A 17,117-nucleotide genomic window follows, 5' to 3' on the forward strand; every position below is an offset into this window, starting at 1 on the left:
CGAGCGTGGAATCAGAAGTCAGTCGAGTTCAACTCAGTCATGATCCACGCGCGTTGCACGACGATCCGTTACTGGACGGTCTGCTCGCCCTTTGCATGCTGCACCAGAAACCCGCCAGCGCGGCGATGCTGACCACCGGCCTGCCGCTGCCCAAGCAACGCCTGAGCGTCGAGTTGCTGCCCCGCGCCGCCGCTCGCGCCGGGCTCCAGGGCCGGGTACTGCAACGCAAGCTGGAAGAAATTCCGGCGATCGCCATGCCGGCACTGTTGCTGCTCAAGGACGGCCGCAGCGCCGTCCTGCTCGGCTGGCAAGGCGAGAACGAAGCCAGGGTGCTGCTCAGCGAAAGCGACGGCGGCGAATCGGTGGTCAGCCGCGAACTGCTGGCCGACGACTACACCGGCAAAGTCTTCTTCGCCCAGCCGCAGCACAAATTCGACGTCAACCACGGCACGCTGATCCCGCGTGCACGCTCGTGGTTCCGCGATACCCTCAAGCGTTCGCGCTGGCTGTACGCCGATGCGATCGCCGCCAGTTTCCTGATCAACATCATCGCCATGGCCGCGCCGCTGTTCGTGATGAACGTCTACGACCGCGTGGTGCCGAACCAGGCCGAAGCGACCCTGTGGGTGCTCGCACTGGGCATCACCGGGGCCTACATTTTCGACCTGATCCTCAAGAGCCTGCGCAGTCTGTGCCTGGACCTGGCCGGGAAGAAAACCGACCTGATCATCTCCGCCACGCTGTTCGAACGCATTGTCGGCATGGCGATGAAATACCGCCCGGCGCGGGTCGGCAGCTTTGCGCAGAACATCCATGAGTTTCAGAGCCTGCGCGACTTCCTCGCTTCGCTGACCCTGACCAGCCTGATCGACCTGCCGTTTACCATCCTGATCTTCATCGTCATCGCCATTCTCGGCGGGCACCTGGTGTGGATTCCGGTGCTGGCGTTCCCGATTGCCCTGCTGATCGGCTATGCCTTGCAGAAGCCGCTGGTCGCGACGATGGAGCGCACCATGGCCCTCGGTGCCGAGCGCCAGTCGAGCCTGATCGAAACCCTCGCCGGCCTCGACGCAGTCAAGGTCAACAACGCCGAAAGCGAACGCCAATACCAGTGGGAACAGACCATCGGCACCCTCAGCCGCCTCGAACTGCGAGTGAAAATGCTCTCCGGTCTGGCGATGAACATCACCCTTCTGATCCAGCAACTGGCCGGGGTGATCATGATCGTCTTCGGCGTCTACCAGATCATCGCCGGCAACCTGAGCATGGGCGGTCTGATTGCCTGCTACATGCTCAGTGGCCGCGCCCTCAGCCCGCTGGCCTCGCTGTCCGGCCTGCTGACGCGTTACCAGCAGGCGCGGGTGACCATGACCTCGGTCGATCAGATGATGGAGTTGCCACAGGAGCGCAATTTCGAAGAACGCCCGCTGAGCCGCAAGGTCCTGCAGGGCGCGATCGAATGCCGCCAACTCAACTTCACCTACCCGGAACAACAGAACCCGGCGCTGAAGAACATCAACCTGGTGATCCGTCCCGGCGAGAAGATCGGCATCATTGGCCGCAGCGGCTCGGGCAAGAGTTCGCTGGCGAAACTGCTGGTGGGCCTGTATCAGCCGGACGACGGCGCGTTGCTGGTCGACGGTGTGGATATCCGTCAGATCGACGTCAGCGAACTGCGCTACAACATCGGCTACGTGCCGCAGGACATCCAGCTGCTGTCCGGCACCCTGCGCGACAACCTGGTGTCCGGCGCACGTTATGTCGAGGACGAACTGGTGCTGCAAGCCGCCGAACTGGCCGGTGTCCACGAGTTCGCCCGTCTGCACCCGCAAGGTTATGAACTGCAAGTCGGCGAGCGCGGACAAAACCTGTCCGGCGGCCAGCGGCAGAACGTCGCCCTTGCGCGGGCACTGTTGCTCAATCCACCGATCCTGTTGATGGACGAGCCCACCAGCGCCATGGACAACACTGGCGAAGAACGCCTCAAGCAACGCCTCGCGGCGGTGATAGAAAACAAGACCGTGGTGCTGGTGACGCACCGGGCGTCGCTGCTGTCGCTGGTGGATCGCCTGTTGGTGGTCGACCGTGGGCAGATTCTCGCTGACGGTCCGAAAGCGGCGGTGATGGAAGCGTTGAAGAAGGGGCAGATCAGTGTTGCTTAAGTCGGGTGTCAAGGATTCGATCCGTCGCTACTTCAAGGGCTCTGCTTCGTTGCAGGGCCAGCCGCTGCCGGAGGTCAACAAAGCGCTGATCGAAGACGCCCCACGCGTCGTGCGTCTGACCATCTGGGCGATCATCGGCTTCTTTATCTTCCTGCTGCTGTGGGCCAACTTCGCCGTGATCGACGAAGTGACCAAGGGCGACGGCAAGGCGATTCCGTCGTCGAAGATCCAGAAAATCCAGAACCTGGAGGGCGGGATCGTCTCCGAGCTGTTCGTCAAGGAAGGCCAGATTGTCGAAGCCGGTGCACCGCTGATTCGCCTCGACGATACGCGATTTGCCTCCAACGTCGGCGAAACCGAGGCCGATCGGCTGTCGATGCTGCTGCGCGTCGAGCGTCTGAGTGCCGAGGTCGATGACCGTCCGCTGAATTTCCCTGAAGACGTGCTCAAAGCCGTGCCGGGCCAGGCGAAAAGCGAAGAGTCGCTGTACATCAGCCGCCGCCAGCAACTGCACGACGAGATCGGTGGTTTGCAGGAGCAGTTGATCCAGCGTCAGCAAGAGCTGCGCGAGTTCAGCTCCAAGCAGGCGCAGTATCGTCAGCAACTGGGCTTGCAACGTCAGGAAATCAACATGTCCGAGCCGCTGGTGGCGCAGGGCGCGGTGTCCCCGGTAGAAGTCTTGCGCCTCAAGCGTGCCGAGGTGGAAACCCGTGGTCAGCTCGACGCCACCACCCTGGCAATCCCGCGTGCGGAATCGGCGATCAAGGAAGTGCAGCGCAAGATCGACGAGACGCGCGGCAAGTTCCGCAGCGATGCGCTCACCCAGCTCAATGAAGCGCGCACCGACCTGAACAAGGCCCAGGCCACCGGCAAGGCGCTGGAGGATCGGGTCAGCCGGACGCTGGTTACCTCGCCCGTGCGCGGCATCGTCAACAAGTTGCTGGTCAACACCATCGGCGGGGTGATTCAGCCGGGCAGCGACATGGTCGAAATCGTACCGCTGGATGACACCTTGCTGGTCGAAGCCAAGATCCGTCCGCAGGACATTGCCTTCCTGCACCCGGGGCAGGAAGCGATCGTCAAGTTCACCGCCTATGACTACACCATCTATGGCGGGTTGAAAGCCAAGCTGGAACAGATCGGTGCCGACACCATCACCGACGAAGACAAGAAAACCACCTACTACATCATCAAGGTGCGCACCGAGCGCAGCCACTTGGGTACCGATGAGAAACCGCTGTTGATCATTCCTGGGATGGTCGCGTCGGTGGACATCATCACCGGCAAGAAGTCGGTGTTGAGTTACCTGCTCAAGCCGATCATCCGGGCGCGAGCCGAGGCGTTGCACGAACGTTGATTCTCTAGTGGCCTGACCGGCTTCATCGCTGGCAAGCCAGCTCCCACAGAGTTCTTGGTTGGAACACGATCATGTGATCGACATCAGAACCTGTGGGAGCTGGCTTGCCAGCGATGGCGTCCGATAAATCGCCGCATTACGCCCAAAAGTGACACTAATCGTCACTCACCATCCAGTCCATTCCTCACCATCCGCCATATCGTTATTCATTAACGGTATTTAATTTCCAGTTCTTATAGCTTTAAAGTCATCCCCCTGCGTACCTGCCGACCAATCGGCGCGCCGCACGACCTGAACCAACACGCAATCCAGCGTGAGTGTCTGATCGACGAGCGCGCCCGTGAGCGCGTCGTGCGTGGGAGATTGAAAGATGTCCGCAGCTACTGCCACCCCAAGCGCCGCGACTGCCGCGCCGCAAACCTTCGAGATTCGTCCGTTCAGCGGTGCCGTCGGTGCCGAAATCATCGGCCTGGACCTGACCCGCCCGGTCAACGACCAGGACTTCGCCCGCATTCACCGCGCGCATCTGGATCACCACGTTGTGGTGTTCCGCGACCAGCGCATCACCCCGCAACAGCAGATCGACTTCAGCCGCCGTTTCGGCGTGTTGCAGATCCACGTGCTCAAGCAGTTCCTGCTGGCGGATCACCCGGAAATCCTCATCGTTTCCAACATCGTCGAAAACGGCCAGAACATCGGCCTCGGCGATGCCGGCAAGTTCTGGCACTCCGACCTCTCCTACAAAGAGCTGCCGAGCCTTGGCTCGATGCTGCACGCGCAAGAACTGCCGTCCGAGGGCGGCGACACCTTGTTCGCCGACATGCACAAAGCCTGGGACCACCTGCCTGAAGCGCTGCGCAAAGCGGTCGCAGGTCGCTCGGCCGCGCACTCCTACACGGCGCGCTACAGCGAGACCAAATTCGAAGGTAACTGGCGTCCGACGCTGACCCCGGAGCAACTGGCCCAGGTCGCCGAAGTCGTGCACCCGATCGTCCGTACCCACCCGGAAAACGGCCGCAAGGCGCTGTTTGTCAGCGAAGGTTTCACCACGCGCATCGTCGGTTTGCCGGAAGACGAGAGCAAGCAGCTGCTCGCCGAGCTCTATGCCCACAGCGTGCTGCCGCAAAACATCTACCGCCACCAGTGGCAGCCCCACGACATGGTGTTCTGGGACAACCGTTCGCTGATCCACCTCGCCGCCGGTTGCCCTGCGCATCTGCGCCGCAAGCTGTATCGCACGACCATTCAGGGCGACGCGCCTTTCTGATTCGCCGGAGATTGATCAAATAATGAACGCTCCCTTGCAAGGCCACGCGGCCAGCAACCCGATCGCTCGCAGCGAAGCGTTGTTGGCAGTGGACAACGTCAGCCTCGAATACCGCACGCCGCAACGCGTGGTGCGCGCCACTCACCAGGTCAGTTTTGAAATCGACCCGGCCGATCGCTACGTGCTGCTCGGCCCGTCCGGTTGCGGCAAATCGACCCTGCTCAAAGCGGTGGCCGGGTTCATTCAACCGTGCGAAGGCGAGATCCGTCTGCAAGGCCAGCGCGTCGATGCACCGGGCCCTGACCGGATTGTGGTGTTTCAGGAATTCGATCAGCTGCCACCGTGGAAAACCGTCAAACAGAACGTGATGTTCCCGCTCCTCGCGTCGCGCACTCTGAAGAAGAAAGAAGCCGAAGAACGCGCGCTGCACTATTTGGAAAAAGTTGGCCTGGCGGCGTTCGCCGATGCTTATCCACACACGTTGTCCGGCGGCATGAAGGCGCGGGTGGCGATTGCCCGGGCGCTGGCGATGCAGCCGAAAATCCTCTTGATGGACGAGCCGTTCGCCGCGCTGGATGCACTGACCCGGCGCAAGATGCAGGAAGAATTGCTGCTGCTCTGGGAAGAAGTGCGCTTCACCTTGCTGTTCGTCACGCACTCGATCGAAGAGGCACTGGTGGTCGGCAATCGCATCCTGCTGCTGTCACCCCACCCGGGGCGGGTGCGCGCTGAAGTGCACAGCCATCAATACGATCTGCAAAGCCTTGGCGGCGTGGCGTTTCAGGAATCGGCGCGGCGCATTCATCGCTTGCTGTTCGATGAAGGCCAGTCGCCGGAAACCGAGCGTGACCACGACTTCAACGACATTCGCATCGCTTATTGAGCGGCCAGGAGGACTACCCGATGAGCCATTCATCATCCGTGCGTGAAGAATTCGAAATCAAGTTGGAGCCGCTGACCGAAGTGCCGGTCGAGCGCGAGTTGTCCCTCGGCACGCAGCTGTGGCAACAGGGCTGGCTGCGTAAAGGCCTGATCCTGATTGTGCTCGCTGTCGTGTGGGAAGTGGTCGCGCGGATTCAGAACAATGACCTGATGCTGCCGAGTTTCCTGCAAACCAGCCATGCGCTGTTCGACGGCCTGCTCAGTGGCGAGTTGCTGGCCAAGGTGTGGATATCGCTGGTGGTGTTGCTCAAGGGTTATCTGATCGGCATCGTGCTGGCATTTGCCCTGACCACGTTGGCGGTATCGACGCAGTTGGGCCGTGATCTGCTGAGCACGATGACCTCGATGTTCAATCCGTTGCCCGCGATTGCCTTATTGCCATTGGCGCTGCTGTGGTTTGGCCTGGGGCAGAACAGCCTGATCTTCGTGCTGGTGCATTCGGTGCTGTGGGCGCTCGCGCTGAACACCTATGCCGGGTTTCTCGGCGTTTCGGAAACTCTGCGCATGGCTGGGCGCAATTACGGTTTGAAGGGTTTGCGACTGGTGCTGTTTATTCTGATCCCGGCGGCGCTGCCGTCGATTCTTGCCGGGCTGAAAATTGGCTGGGCGTTTGCCTGGCGCACATTGATCGCGGCAGAACTGGTGTTTGGTGCGACCAGTGGCAAGGGTGGGTTGGGCTGGTACATCTTTCAGAATCGCAATGAGCTGTACACCGACAAGGTGTTTGCCGGGTTGGCGGTGGTGATTTTGATCGGGTTGCTCGTTGAGAATCTGGTTTTCGATACGCTGGAGCGGGTGACCGTTAAGCGGTGGGGGATGCAGCGGTAATTCTGTGGCGTTGCGGCTGGCCCTATCGCTGGCAAGCCAGCTCCCGCAGGTTTTGCGGTGGCCGTAGACTTTGTGAGCTCCCTGAATCAATGTGGGAGCTGGCTTGCCAGCGATGGCGTCCTGTCGGGCGCCTCCTTACTTAAAAGATGTTTGCTAGCATTGCGCGCAGATCAATCCTGATCAGCCACGAGTGCTCAGTATGCAACTGCCGGACATGAACCTGCTGGTCGCCCTCGACGCCTTGCTCGACGAGGGCAGCGTGGTCGGTGCCGCGCGGCGGATGAACCTCAGCCCGGCGGCCATGAGCCGCACGCTGACGCGCATCCGCGAAGCCATCGGCGATCCGATCCTGGTGCGCGCCGGCCGTGGCCTGGTGCCCACACCCAAAGCCCTGGAATTACGCGAGCAGGTGCGCGATGTGGTCGAACACGCCGCGCTGCTGTTCCGCTCGGCAGACGCCGTCGAACTGGGCACTCTGCGCCGCCGCTTCAGCATCCGCGCCAACGACTTTTTCGTCGGTGTGTACGGTGGAAAACTGTTCGACACCCTCGACCAGCAGGCCCCGCATTGCGAATTACGCTTTGTCCCGGAAGGCGACGGCGACGATGAAGCGTTGCGCGAAGGGCGGATCGACCTGAGTGTCAGCAATACCCGGCCGGTGACCCCGGAAGTCAAAGTGCAGAACCTGTTCTCCACGCATTTTGTCGGTCTGGTGCGTGAGGACCATCCGTTGCTCGACGGCGAAATCACCGCCGAGCGTTATGCCGGTTTCTCCCACATCAGCATGTCGCGTCGTGGCATTGCCCGTGGCCCGATTGATACTGCGCTGAACGCCTTGGGGCTGGAGCGGCGGGTGGCGGTGATCGCGCCGAGCTTCCATGCGGCGATGTTTGCCTTGCCTGATTCCGACCTGATCCTGCCGGTGCCCAAGGAAGCGCTGCTGAGTGTGCGCCGACTGGGTCTGAAGCTGCGCTCATTCGACCTGCCAATCCCGTTGCCGACGCTGATGCTGACCCAGGCCTGGCACCCGCGCTTCGACAAGGACCCGGCGCACCGCTGGCTGCGCGAGACGCTCAAGGCCTGTTGCGACGAAACCTGGCTGGCCGCCCAGCCCTGATTCCGAAAACCACACGAACCCTGTAGGCGTGAGCCTGCTCGCGACAGCGGTGTATCAGTCGGCGAAAATATCGACCGAAACGGCGCCATCGCGAGCAGGCTCACGCCTACAGTGAAATAGTTGTGTCTGACGCACTTATATCCTGCCAATAAGTCAATTTTCGTCAGTAGTAAGCCCGACTAAGATGCTCCGGTATTTTTCCCTCCGGAGTGTGCATTCATGACTTCCCTGACGGCTCCGGCGCCCATCGCTGCGGCCAGTCCGGCGACGGCGGCCACGCCACCGCTGTTCGGCGCGCGGATCATCACCGGTCTGGTCGGTGTGCTGCTGGCTGTGCTGGTCTCGGGTCTTAACGAGATGGTGACCAAAGTCGCGCTCGCCGATATCCGGGGCGCGCTGAACATTGGCTACGACGAAGGCACCTGGCTGGTCGCCTGCTACGCCGCGACCTCGGTGGCGGCGATGGCGTTCGCACCGTGGTGCTCGGTGACCTTTTCGCTGCGCCGTTTCACCCTCGGCGCGATCAGTCTGTTCACGTTGCTCGGCTTGCTGTGCCCGTTCGCCCCCGACTACGAAAGCCTGTTGTTGATGCGCACCTTGCAAGGGCTGGCCGGTGGCGCGTTGCCGCCGATGCTGATGACCGTGGCCCTGCGCTTTTTGCCGGCCAATTTCAAACTGTATGGCCTGGCCGGTTACGCGCTCACGGCGACGTTCGGCCCGGGCCTCGGCACGCCGCTGGCCGGCTTATGGAGTGAATACGTCGGCTGGCAATGGACGTTCTGGCAAATCATCGTGCCGTGCCTGATTGCCATGGCCATGATCGCTTGGGGCATTCCGCAGGACCCGCTGCGCCTGGAGCGCCTCAAGACGTTCAACTGGAAGGGCCTGCTGCTAGGTTTTCCGGCGATCTGCATGCTGGTGATCGGCTTGCTCCAGGGCAACCGGCTGGACTGGTTCGAGTCGGACCTGATCTGCGGTTTGCTCGGCGCCGGCTCGCTGTTGCTGGTGGCGTTTCTGATCAATGAGTGGTCGCAGCCGATTCCGTTTTTCAAGCTGCAGATGCTCGGCATCCGCAACCTGTCGTTCGCACTGATGACCCTCGCCGGGGTGCTGGTGGTGTTGCAGGCCGTGGTGCTGATTCCGTCGAGCTATCTGGCGCAGGTACAAGGTTATCGCCCGGTGCAGACCGCGCCGATCATGCTGATCGCCGCTTTGCCGCAGTTGCTCGCGCTGCCGCTGGTGGCGGCGCTGTGCAACCTGCGCTGGGTCGATTGTCGCTGGGTGCTTGGCATCGGCTTGAGCCTGTTGACGCTGTCCTCCCTGGGCGGCTCGCTGCTGACCTCGGAGTGGATTCGCGACAATTTCTACCTCCTGCAGTGGTTGCAGATCTTCGGTCAGCCGATGTCGGTGCTGCCGCTGTTGATGTTGTCCACCGGCAGCATCCAGCCGCAGGACGGGCCGTTCGCCTCCGCGTGGTTCAACACGGTGAAAGGCCTGGCGGCGGTGGTCGCCACCGGTGTGATCGAAGCGCTGACCACGGCGCGCCTGCATTTCCACTCGACCATGTTGATCGACAGCCTTGGCAATTCGCCTCTGGCTGATCGCAGCGATCCGGGGCTCGCCCATCGCCTGCACGAACAGGCCGTGGTGCTGACTTCGTCCGACCTCTATGTGTGCATGGCGGGCGTCGCAGTGGCGCTGATCCTGCTGATTTTCTGGCTGCCGACGCGGATCTTCCCGCCGCGCGCACCGACCTGACGGCTGTACTGAAACAGAAGGTTTTTATGACGACTCAAGCAAAACAGAAACTCGCGGTGGCCGTGGCTGCCGCACTGGCGGTCGGCGTGCTGATGTATCTGGCGATGCCAGGCCTGTTCGGCAAACGTACTCAGCAGAACACCAATGATGCGTTCGTCTCTGCCGACTACACCCTGGTGGTGCCGCGCGTGGCCGGGTTCATCAAGGACGTGCTGGTGGAAGACAACCAGCAGGTCAAGGCCGGGCAGTTGCTGGCGTTGATCGATGACCGTGATTTGCGCGCCGCCGCCGAGGCCGCCGACGCGCAGACCCTGGTCGCCCGCGCCCAATTGCAAAACGCCAGGGCGACGCTGGAACGGCAGACCTCGGTGATCGCCCAGGCCCAGGCCTCGGTGGTCTCGGCCAAGGCGCAAATGGCTTTCGCGCAGCAGGAACTCAATCGCTACAACCATCTGGCCGGTGTCGGCGCCGGCACGGTGCAGAACGCGCAACAGGCGCGTACCCGTATTGATCAGGCGAGCGCACGGCTCGATACCGCCAGCGCGAAACTGGCCGCCGAGCGCAAGCAGGTGGAGATTCTGACGGCGCAGCGCGATGCCGCCGAAGGCAGTTTGAAACATGCGCAGGCAGCGCTGGAAATTGCCAGTTTCGAACTCTCCTACACGCGCATCACCGCCCCGCAGGACGGCATGGTCGGGGAGCGCGCGGTGCGCGTTGGCGCCTATGTGACGCCGGGCAGCAAGTTGCTGGCAGTGGTGCCGTTGAAGCAGGCGTATGTGGTCGCCAACTTTCAGGAAACCCAACTGACCGACGTGCAGCCCGGGCAGGACGTGCAGGTGCACGTCGACAGTCTTGGCGGCGAAGCGCTGAGTGGACGCGTCGAGAGCATCGCGCCGGCCACCGGCGTGACCTTTGCGGCGGTTAAACCGGACAACGCCACGGGTAACTTCACCAAGGTCGTGCAGCGGATTCCAGTGAAAATCCTGCTGGAACCGGGCCAGCCATTGGCCGAGCGCTTGCGGGTGGGGATGTCGGTGGAGGCGAGCATTGATACACGCAGTTCGGCGCCGGCGGAGCGCGAGGTGACTCAGCGATGAATGTTGTTGAATCGGCTGGCGCCATCGCTGGCAAGCCAGCTCCCACAGGGATTGTGCAGGCTGTCCAGGATCCTCGCTTCAAACAGAGATCGCTGTGGGAGCAGGCTTGCCAGCAGCTCGGCTTGAGTGTCTTGCTCACAGTAAGCCTCAGCGCGTGCACCGTCGGCCCGGACTTCCACAAGCCCGAAGCCACACAAATCGCCGACTGGGCCAAACCCGCCAGATCCGCCCCCAGCCAGGCAGTCAGTGAACCGCTGACCGAACGCTGGTGGGACGTTTTCCATGATGCGCAGCTCTCGGCCCTCACGCAGCGGGCGATGAAGAGCAACCTCGACCTGCAACTGGCCAGCAGCCGCTTGCAACAAAGCCGCGCTGCCCGCCAGGTGATCAGTGCGGATCGCTATCCGAACACCGCCGCCACCGGCAGTTACGCACGCAAACGCAACAGCGGCGCAGGCTTGAGTGATCCGTCCGGGCACAACGGCGATTCCGCTTTCAACCTGTGGGACGCCGGTTTCTCCGCCGCCTGGGAACTGGATGTCTGGGGCCGCGTGCGCCGCGAAACCGAAGCCGCCGACGCCAGTCTCGAGGTCGCCGAAAACGACCGTCGCGGTGTGTTGCTGGCGGTCCTTGCCGACACCGCGCAGAACTACATCCAGCTGCGCGGCGTGCAGAACACTCGCGCGGTCACCGAGCAGAACCTCGATGTCGCCCGGCACAGCCTGAAACTCTCGCAACTGCGCCTGAACGATGGTGTGGCGACCGATCTGGACGTCGCCGAAGCCGCCGCGCAAGTCGCGGCCATCGAGTCGCGTCTGCCCGCGCTTGAACAGCGCCAGTCGCAACTGATCAATGCGATCAGCCTGTTGATCGGCGAACCGCCACAAGCCTTGGCCAAGGCGTTATCCACAGACGCCGCCGTGCCGCAGTCGCCGCTGCAAGTCGCCATCGGCCTGCCGTCACAGCTTGCCGAGCGTCGCCCGGACATCCGCCAGGCCGAAGCGCGCCTGCACGCGGCCACCGCCAACATCGGCGTGGCCAAGGGCGATTTCTATCCGCGTATCACCCTGTCCGGCAACGTCGGCTCGCAAGCCATGCAACTGAGTGATTTCGGCTCCTGGGGCTCACGCGCGTTCGGCATCGGCCCGCAGTTCAGCCTGCCGCTGTTCGACGGCGGACGCCTGCGCGGCATGCTGCAACTGCGCGAAGCCCAACAACAGGAAGCGGCCATCGCCTACCAGCAAACCGTGCTGCGTGCCTGGCATGAAATCGACGATCAACTCACGGCTTACAACGCCAGCCAACGCCGCCGCGACAGCCTCGCCGAAGCCGTACGCCAGAACCAGATCGCCCTGCGCACCGCGCAACAGCAATACGTCGAAGGCGTGGTCGATTTCGTCAATGTCCTCACCGTGCAAGGTGCGTTGCTGGCGACGCAGGAGCAGTGGGTCGAGAGTTCGACCGGCGTTTCGCTGGCCATGGTCGGGTTGTACAAGGCGCTGGGTGGGGGATGGGAGTCGGTGTATCCGGCAGCAGTCGCTACCAATAATCCGGCTTGATCGCAGGTTTTTTTGGGGTGGGGACGCGAAGCGGGAACAGATGGAGAATACGCCGCACCTTATTCTTGGAGAGCTTTTGTCTACCGTTCCTTTCTTTTCTGCGCGAGCGAAAGCGTCTCTACGTTTCGCAGGACAAGAGCGCGAGCCTGCGGCGTTTAAACAAACTCGAACCGGTCTGCTCTTTTGCAGCATCACATTTCAGAGCAATGCTGGCCTTTCGCTTGACGCTAACCTCTGCTGTCGTAGACTCCGCACATCCGACAGGGAGTAGCGGTTATGCGGCGTTTTCGTGGTTGGGTTGTGGGATTGACCTTGGTGGCGTGTGCAGTTCAGGCGCAAACGCCCGGTGCAGACGATCCGCTGCTGGATAACGGAGCGCCTGCGCAGGCTTCCGGCAGTGAGGCGCGCGGTGTGTTGCGCGCACGGGATCAGGCCGTGCTGGCCAGCGAATTGTCCGGGCGGATTGTCGAGTTGCCGTTCAGCGAGGGTGAGTCGTTCAAAAAGGGCGACACGCTGGCACGTTTCGATTGCTCGGCCTATCAGGCGCAACTCAATGCGGCGCAGGCGGCCAGCCGTGGTGCCGGTGAAGAACTGGCGCATAACAGGCAACTGGCCGCACTCAATTCCGTCGGGCGTTTCGAAGTGGCGCGGGCCGAGGCCAAGGTCAGCGAGACCCAGGCGCAATCCCAGGTGTATCAGGTGCAGGTCAAACGCTGCAGCGTGATCGCGCCGTTCGACGGGCAGGTGGTCGAGCGCAAGGTGCAGCGCTTTGAGAGCGTGTCGGCCGGCGCGCCGCTGCTCGATGTGGTGGATAACCGCACCCTCGAAATTCATTTGCTGGTGCCATCGCGCTGGATGGCGAAGCTCAAGCCCGGCCAGACCTTCAGTTTCGTGCCCGATGAAACCGGGCAGCCGATCGCTGCCACGGTCAAACGCCTTGGCGCGCGTATCGACGAAGGCAGTCAAACACTGTTGCTGGTAGCAACACTGCCGGAAGCGAAAGGCTTGTTGGCCGGCATGAGCGGCACCGCACGTTTCCCGGAGCTGAAGTGAACGCCCCGGTGAGCGGCGGCGCCGAACAGGTGTTCGCCCGCTTTCTCGACCTCGAACGCCAGACCCGCGCCGCTCACGATACCTCGCAACTGGCCTACAGCCTGGTCAATGACGGTCAGTCGCTGTTCGGCTTCCGTCATGCGGCACTGTTGATCGCCGGCAAAGTGCAGGCCGTGACCGGCGTCAGCGCCGTCGAGCCGAATGCGCCGTTCGTGGCATTTGTCGAACAGGCCGTGGCGCAGTTGTTCAAACAGGATGTGCTGAAGCAGGCACGGGTGATTGCTCCTGAACTGCTCAACGACAGCATTCAGGCTGACTGGCGCAGCCTGTCCGCCGCGCAAGTGTTCTGGTTGCCGCTGATTGATCGCGACGGACAAGTGTTCGGCGGGTTGTGGCTGGCCCGCGATGTGCCGTGGAATCCTTCCGAACAAGTCCTGCTGTCGCAACTCGGCGACACCTACAGTCATGCCTGGCTGGCGTTGCAACCGCGCAAGCCGTGGCGCCTGCGCTGGACGCGCAAGCGTCAGGTGGCGCTGCTCGCGGTACTGCTGCTCGGCTTGCTGATCCCGGTGCATCAATCGGTGCTGGCCCCGGCCGAAGTGGTGCCGCTGGGCGGCCGTGTGGTGGCGGCGCCGCTGGATGGGGTGATTGCCGAGTTTCTGGTCAAACCCAATCAGGCGGTGAAAACCGGCGACGTGCTGCTGCGTTTTGAAAGCACCACGCTCAAGGCCCAGGCCGATGTCGCCGAGCGCGCCTTGGGCGTGGCCGAAGCGGAGTTGAAATCCAATTCACAACGTTCGTTTGCCGATGCCGAGTCGAGCGCCAAGGTCGATTTGCTCGCCGCCCGTGCCGAGCAAAAACGTGCCGAGCGCGATTACGCCCGCGAGTTACTGGCGCGCAGCGAAGTGCGTGCCGAACGCGACGGGATTGCGGTGTTCGCCGATGCCGAGCGCCTGACCGGCAAACCGGTGCAGACCGGCGAACGGCTGATGGAGATCGCCGACCCGAATCAGGCTGAACTGCGTATCGAACTGGCAGTGGGTGATGCGATTGCGCTGGCGCCGGGTGCTGAAGTCTCACTGTTTCTCGACAGCGATCCGCTCAAGCGCCATCTCGCCACGCTGGAGCGCTCGGCCTACGAGGCGCAGCCGACAGCGGGCGGGCAACTGGCGTATCGGCTCGACGCCAGTTTCGCTGACGCGCCACCGCGCATCGGCCTGCGCGGCACGGCAAAAATCTTTGGCGATCGTGCGCCGCTGGCCCTGTATCTGTTGCGCCGACCCCTGGCCGGATTGCGCCAGAGCGTGGGCCTGTAAATGAACCTGCCGAGCCTGCGTGCCGATCTGCAACTGTCGCCCGCGGCGCCGGCCCTGGACGGTTCACCGCGCTGGACCCTCGCCGATCCGGTGCGCGGTCGCTATTTCAAGCTCGGTACGGCGGCGATGCGTCTGTTGCGGCACTGGTCGCTGGGCGACGCCGAGCAAGTCTTGCGCGCAGCCAATCGCGAGCCGGGCCTGCCGCTGGACGGCGATGAGCTTGAGCAGTTGCTGGGGTTTCTCCGTGGGCACGATTTGATCAGCGCCATGGATGATCAGCAGCGCGCCAGCTACCGGCTCAAGGCTCTGGCGCAGAAGCAGAGCCTGTGGCAAGTCCTGCTGCATCAATACCTGTTCTTCCGCATTCCGCTGTGGCGCCCCGACGCGTTTCTCAACCGTGCCTGGCCGTGGCTGGAGCGCTTCGGTCCGCGTTTGTTGCGCTACGGTTTGCCGGCGACCCTCGGCCTTGGGGTGTTTCTGGTGTCGCGGGACTGGCAGCGTTTTGTCGGCACCTTCCCGCACCTGTTCAGCCTCGGCGGTGCATTGGCGTTTGGCGTGGCCTTGTTCTTCGCCAAGCTGTGCCACGAATTCGGCCATGCGTTCATGGCCAAGCGCGCCGGGTGTCGGGTGCAGAGCATGGGCGTGGCGTTCATGGTGCTGCTGCCGATGTTTTACACCGATGTCAGTGATGCCTGGCGGGTCAATGACCGTCGCGCGCGCTTGCTGATCGGCGCTGGCGGGGTGCTCGCGGAACTGCTGCTGGCGTGTATCGCGCTGCTGGCCTGGTCGCTGTTGCCCGACGGCCCGGGACGCACGGCGGCGTTCATGCTCGCCAGCGCCACGTGGATCACCACGCTGGTGGTCAATCTCAATCCGTTCATGCGCTTTGATGGCTATTTTCTGCTCAGTGACCTGTGGGAAGTCGACAACCTTCAGGGCCGGGCCTTCGCCTTATGTCGCTGGCGTTTGCGCGAATTTTTGTTCGGTTATGGCGCGCCGGCGCCGGAGCCATGGTCGCCGAAGATGCAACGGCGTTTGCTGATCTGGGGGTATGGCTCGTGGCTGTGGCGTGCGGCGTTGTTTTTCGGGATCGCGCTGGCGGTCTATCACCTGTTCTTCAAGGTGTTGGGGATCTTCCTGATGCTGGTGGAACTGGTGTGGTTCATCTTCTTGCCGATCATGAGTGAGTGGCGCCAGTGGTGGAGCCGCCGCGAACAGGCACACGGTCCACGGGTGCTGCTCAGCAGTCTCGCGGTGCTCGGGCTGTTGCTGGTGCTGATTGTGCCGTGGCGCAGTTCGGTGGAATTGCCGACGATGCTTGAGGCCGGGCGCGCCAGTGCCCTGCACGCACCGGCGTCGGCGCGGGTGAAATCGGTAAAGGTTGCAGACGGGCAAACGGTCGCCCAGGGCGATGTGCTGATCGAGCTCGAATCCCCGGATCTCGACTCGAAACTGGTCATCGTCCGCCGGGAAATCCAGATCCAGCAATTGCTCATGCGCCGTCAGGCCGGCCGCAGCGAAACCGCCGCCGACGCCAGTATCATCGAGCAGAAACTGGCCGAAGCGGTGGCGCAATATCGCGGCCTGAGCGCTCAGCGTGAACGTCTGCTGTTGCGTGCCCCGCATGCCGGTCGTGTGCGTGATCTGCTGCCGAACCTGACGCCCGGGCGCTGGCTGTCGACCCATGATGCGCTGGCGCGAGTGGTTGAAGACGGCACACGGTTGCGCGGTTATCTGGCCGAATCCGAATTGTGGCGAGTCAAACCGGGGGCCAGCGGGCGCTTCATTGCAGACGATCCAATGCACCCGGCGCTCGCCGTGCAACTCAACGAAATCGACAGCAACGGCGTGGCCTATGTCGATCAGGAGGCGCTGACCTCCGATCACCACGGGCCGATCGCCGTGCGCCGCGATCAACAGCAACGCGCAGAACCGGTGCAGGCGCAGTACGGCGTGCGCCTGAGCGCTGTCGATGCGCCAGCGACGCCGGTGCAGCCATTGCGCGGCGTGGTGGTGGTGCAGGGCAACGGTGAGTCGTTGCTCGGTGTGGCGTGGCGCCGGATGGCGGCGCTGGGGGTCAGGGAAAGCGGTTTCTAACGGAGAGCACGATGGCGGACAACGCAGCAGTGGCGGCAGAAGGATTGGTGGTGCGACCTTCGCGGCTAACCGACGGGCCGTTTCTACAAAGCCTGTATCAAACCGCGCGGCCGGATCTGCAGTGGATCGACGGCGAGCCGGAACAGGTGCAGCAAGTGGTCGCCCAGCAGTTCCAGGTGCAGGAACAGGGCATGGGCGACAACTACCCCAACGCCATGCACTACGTGGTGGAAAAACTCGGCACGGCGATCGGTGCCCTCAGCACCGATTTCGGCCCCAACGAGATTCGCGTGCTGTACCTGGCCTTCGTCCCGCAGGCCCGCGGCCAGGGTTTTGGCCGCGCTGTGCTGCAAGGCGTGCAGAAAGCTGCGCAACAGATCCGCTGCCCGGTGGCGACGGTGGTCTGGACCAGCAACCCGCATGCGCGCCGGCATTACCTGGCCCTGGGTTTCGCGGTGGAGCAAAGCAATCCTGCGGCGGAGCGGCTGGTCTGGTATCCGCAGGGCTAGGCCTGCACAAACCCTGTGGGAACGAGCCTGCTCGCGAAGACGGCGGTTCATCCAG

General features: G+C 62.8%; 13 protein-coding genes. All 13 read left to right on the forward strand.

Translation table 11 applies throughout. The features are described 5' to 3' along the window. Positions 1-5: 5 nt before the first annotated feature. A complete protein-coding gene (locus tag HV782_RS01715) occupies positions 6-2,162 on the forward strand; it encodes a type I secretion system permease/ATPase (RefSeq protein WP_123470339.1) in 2,157 nt (718 codons plus the stop codon). Further along, positions 2,152-3,519, forward strand: coding sequence for an HlyD family type I secretion periplasmic adaptor subunit (locus HV782_RS01720; RefSeq protein WP_128615453.1), 1,368 nt, complete (start codon positions 2,152-2,154; stop codon positions 3,517-3,519). The genes HV782_RS01715 and HV782_RS01720 overlap by 11 nt, the downstream gene beginning before the upstream one ends. Before the next feature lie 370 nt (positions 3,520-3,889). Beyond that, entirely contained in the window at positions 3,890-4,786 is an 897-nt protein-coding gene (locus HV782_RS01725) for a TauD/TfdA dioxygenase family protein (protein ID WP_123470344.1), read from the forward strand. Between the two features lie 22 nt (positions 4,787-4,808). Then, positions 4,809-5,669 carry an ABC transporter ATP-binding protein gene (locus HV782_RS01730; RefSeq protein ID WP_186748077.1) on the forward strand — a complete coding sequence of 287 codons (861 nt, stop codon included), beginning with the start codon at positions 4,809-4,811 and terminating at the stop codon, positions 5,667-5,669. Between the two features lie 20 nt (positions 5,670-5,689). Further along, entirely contained in the window at positions 5,690-6,556 is an 867-nt protein-coding gene (locus HV782_RS01735) for an ABC transporter permease (protein ID WP_128615455.1), read from the forward strand. Positions 6,557-6,755: 199 nt separating this feature from the next. Beyond that, positions 6,756-7,673: a LysR family transcriptional regulator gene (locus tag HV782_RS01740; RefSeq protein WP_186748078.1), complete on the forward strand. Its 918-nt coding sequence runs from the start codon at positions 6,756-6,758 to the stop codon at positions 7,671-7,673. 219 nt (positions 7,674-7,892) lie between these two features. Next, positions 7,893-9,431: an MFS transporter gene (locus tag HV782_RS01745; RefSeq protein ID WP_186748079.1), complete on the forward strand. Its 1,539-nt coding sequence runs from the start codon at positions 7,893-7,895 to the stop codon at positions 9,429-9,431. A 26-nt stretch (positions 9,432-9,457) separates the two neighbouring features. After that, the gene (locus tag HV782_RS01750; protein ID WP_186748080.1) at positions 9,458-10,528 is read left to right on the forward strand and encodes an HlyD family secretion protein; all 1,071 of its coding nucleotides are present in this window, start codon (positions 9,458-9,460) and stop codon (positions 10,526-10,528) included. Further along, positions 10,525-12,087: an efflux transporter outer membrane subunit gene (locus HV782_RS01755; RefSeq protein WP_186748081.1), complete on the forward strand. Its 1,563-nt coding sequence runs from the start codon at positions 10,525-10,527 to the stop codon at positions 12,085-12,087. Before HV782_RS01750 ends, HV782_RS01755 begins: the two co-directional genes overlap by 4 nt. A gap of 276 nt (positions 12,088-12,363) precedes the next feature. Beyond that, a complete protein-coding gene (locus HV782_RS01760; protein WP_123470355.1) occupies positions 12,364-13,140 on the forward strand; it encodes an efflux RND transporter periplasmic adaptor subunit in 777 nt (258 codons plus the stop codon). Then, on the forward strand, positions 13,137-14,456 hold the full coding sequence (locus HV782_RS01765) for an efflux RND transporter periplasmic adaptor subunit (protein WP_186748082.1): 1,320 nt from the start codon (positions 13,137-13,139) through the stop codon (positions 14,454-14,456). The genes HV782_RS01760 and HV782_RS01765 overlap by 4 nt, the downstream gene beginning before the upstream one ends. Next, positions 14,457-16,553, forward strand: coding sequence for an efflux RND transporter periplasmic adaptor subunit (locus HV782_RS01770; RefSeq protein WP_186748083.1), 2,097 nt, complete (start codon positions 14,457-14,459; stop codon positions 16,551-16,553). Positions 16,554-16,564: 11 nt separating this feature from the next. Further along, positions 16,565-17,062 (forward strand): GNAT family N-acetyltransferase, encoded by a 498-nt coding sequence (locus HV782_RS01775; protein WP_186748084.1) that lies wholly within the window; start codon positions 16,565-16,567, stop codon positions 17,060-17,062. Positions 17,063-17,117 lie beyond the last annotated feature (55 nt).

The sequence above is a fragment of the Pseudomonas monsensis genome (genome assembly GCF_014268495.2).
Taxonomy (GTDB): Bacteria; Pseudomonadota; Gammaproteobacteria; order Pseudomonadales; family Pseudomonadaceae; genus Aquipseudomonas; species Aquipseudomonas monsensis.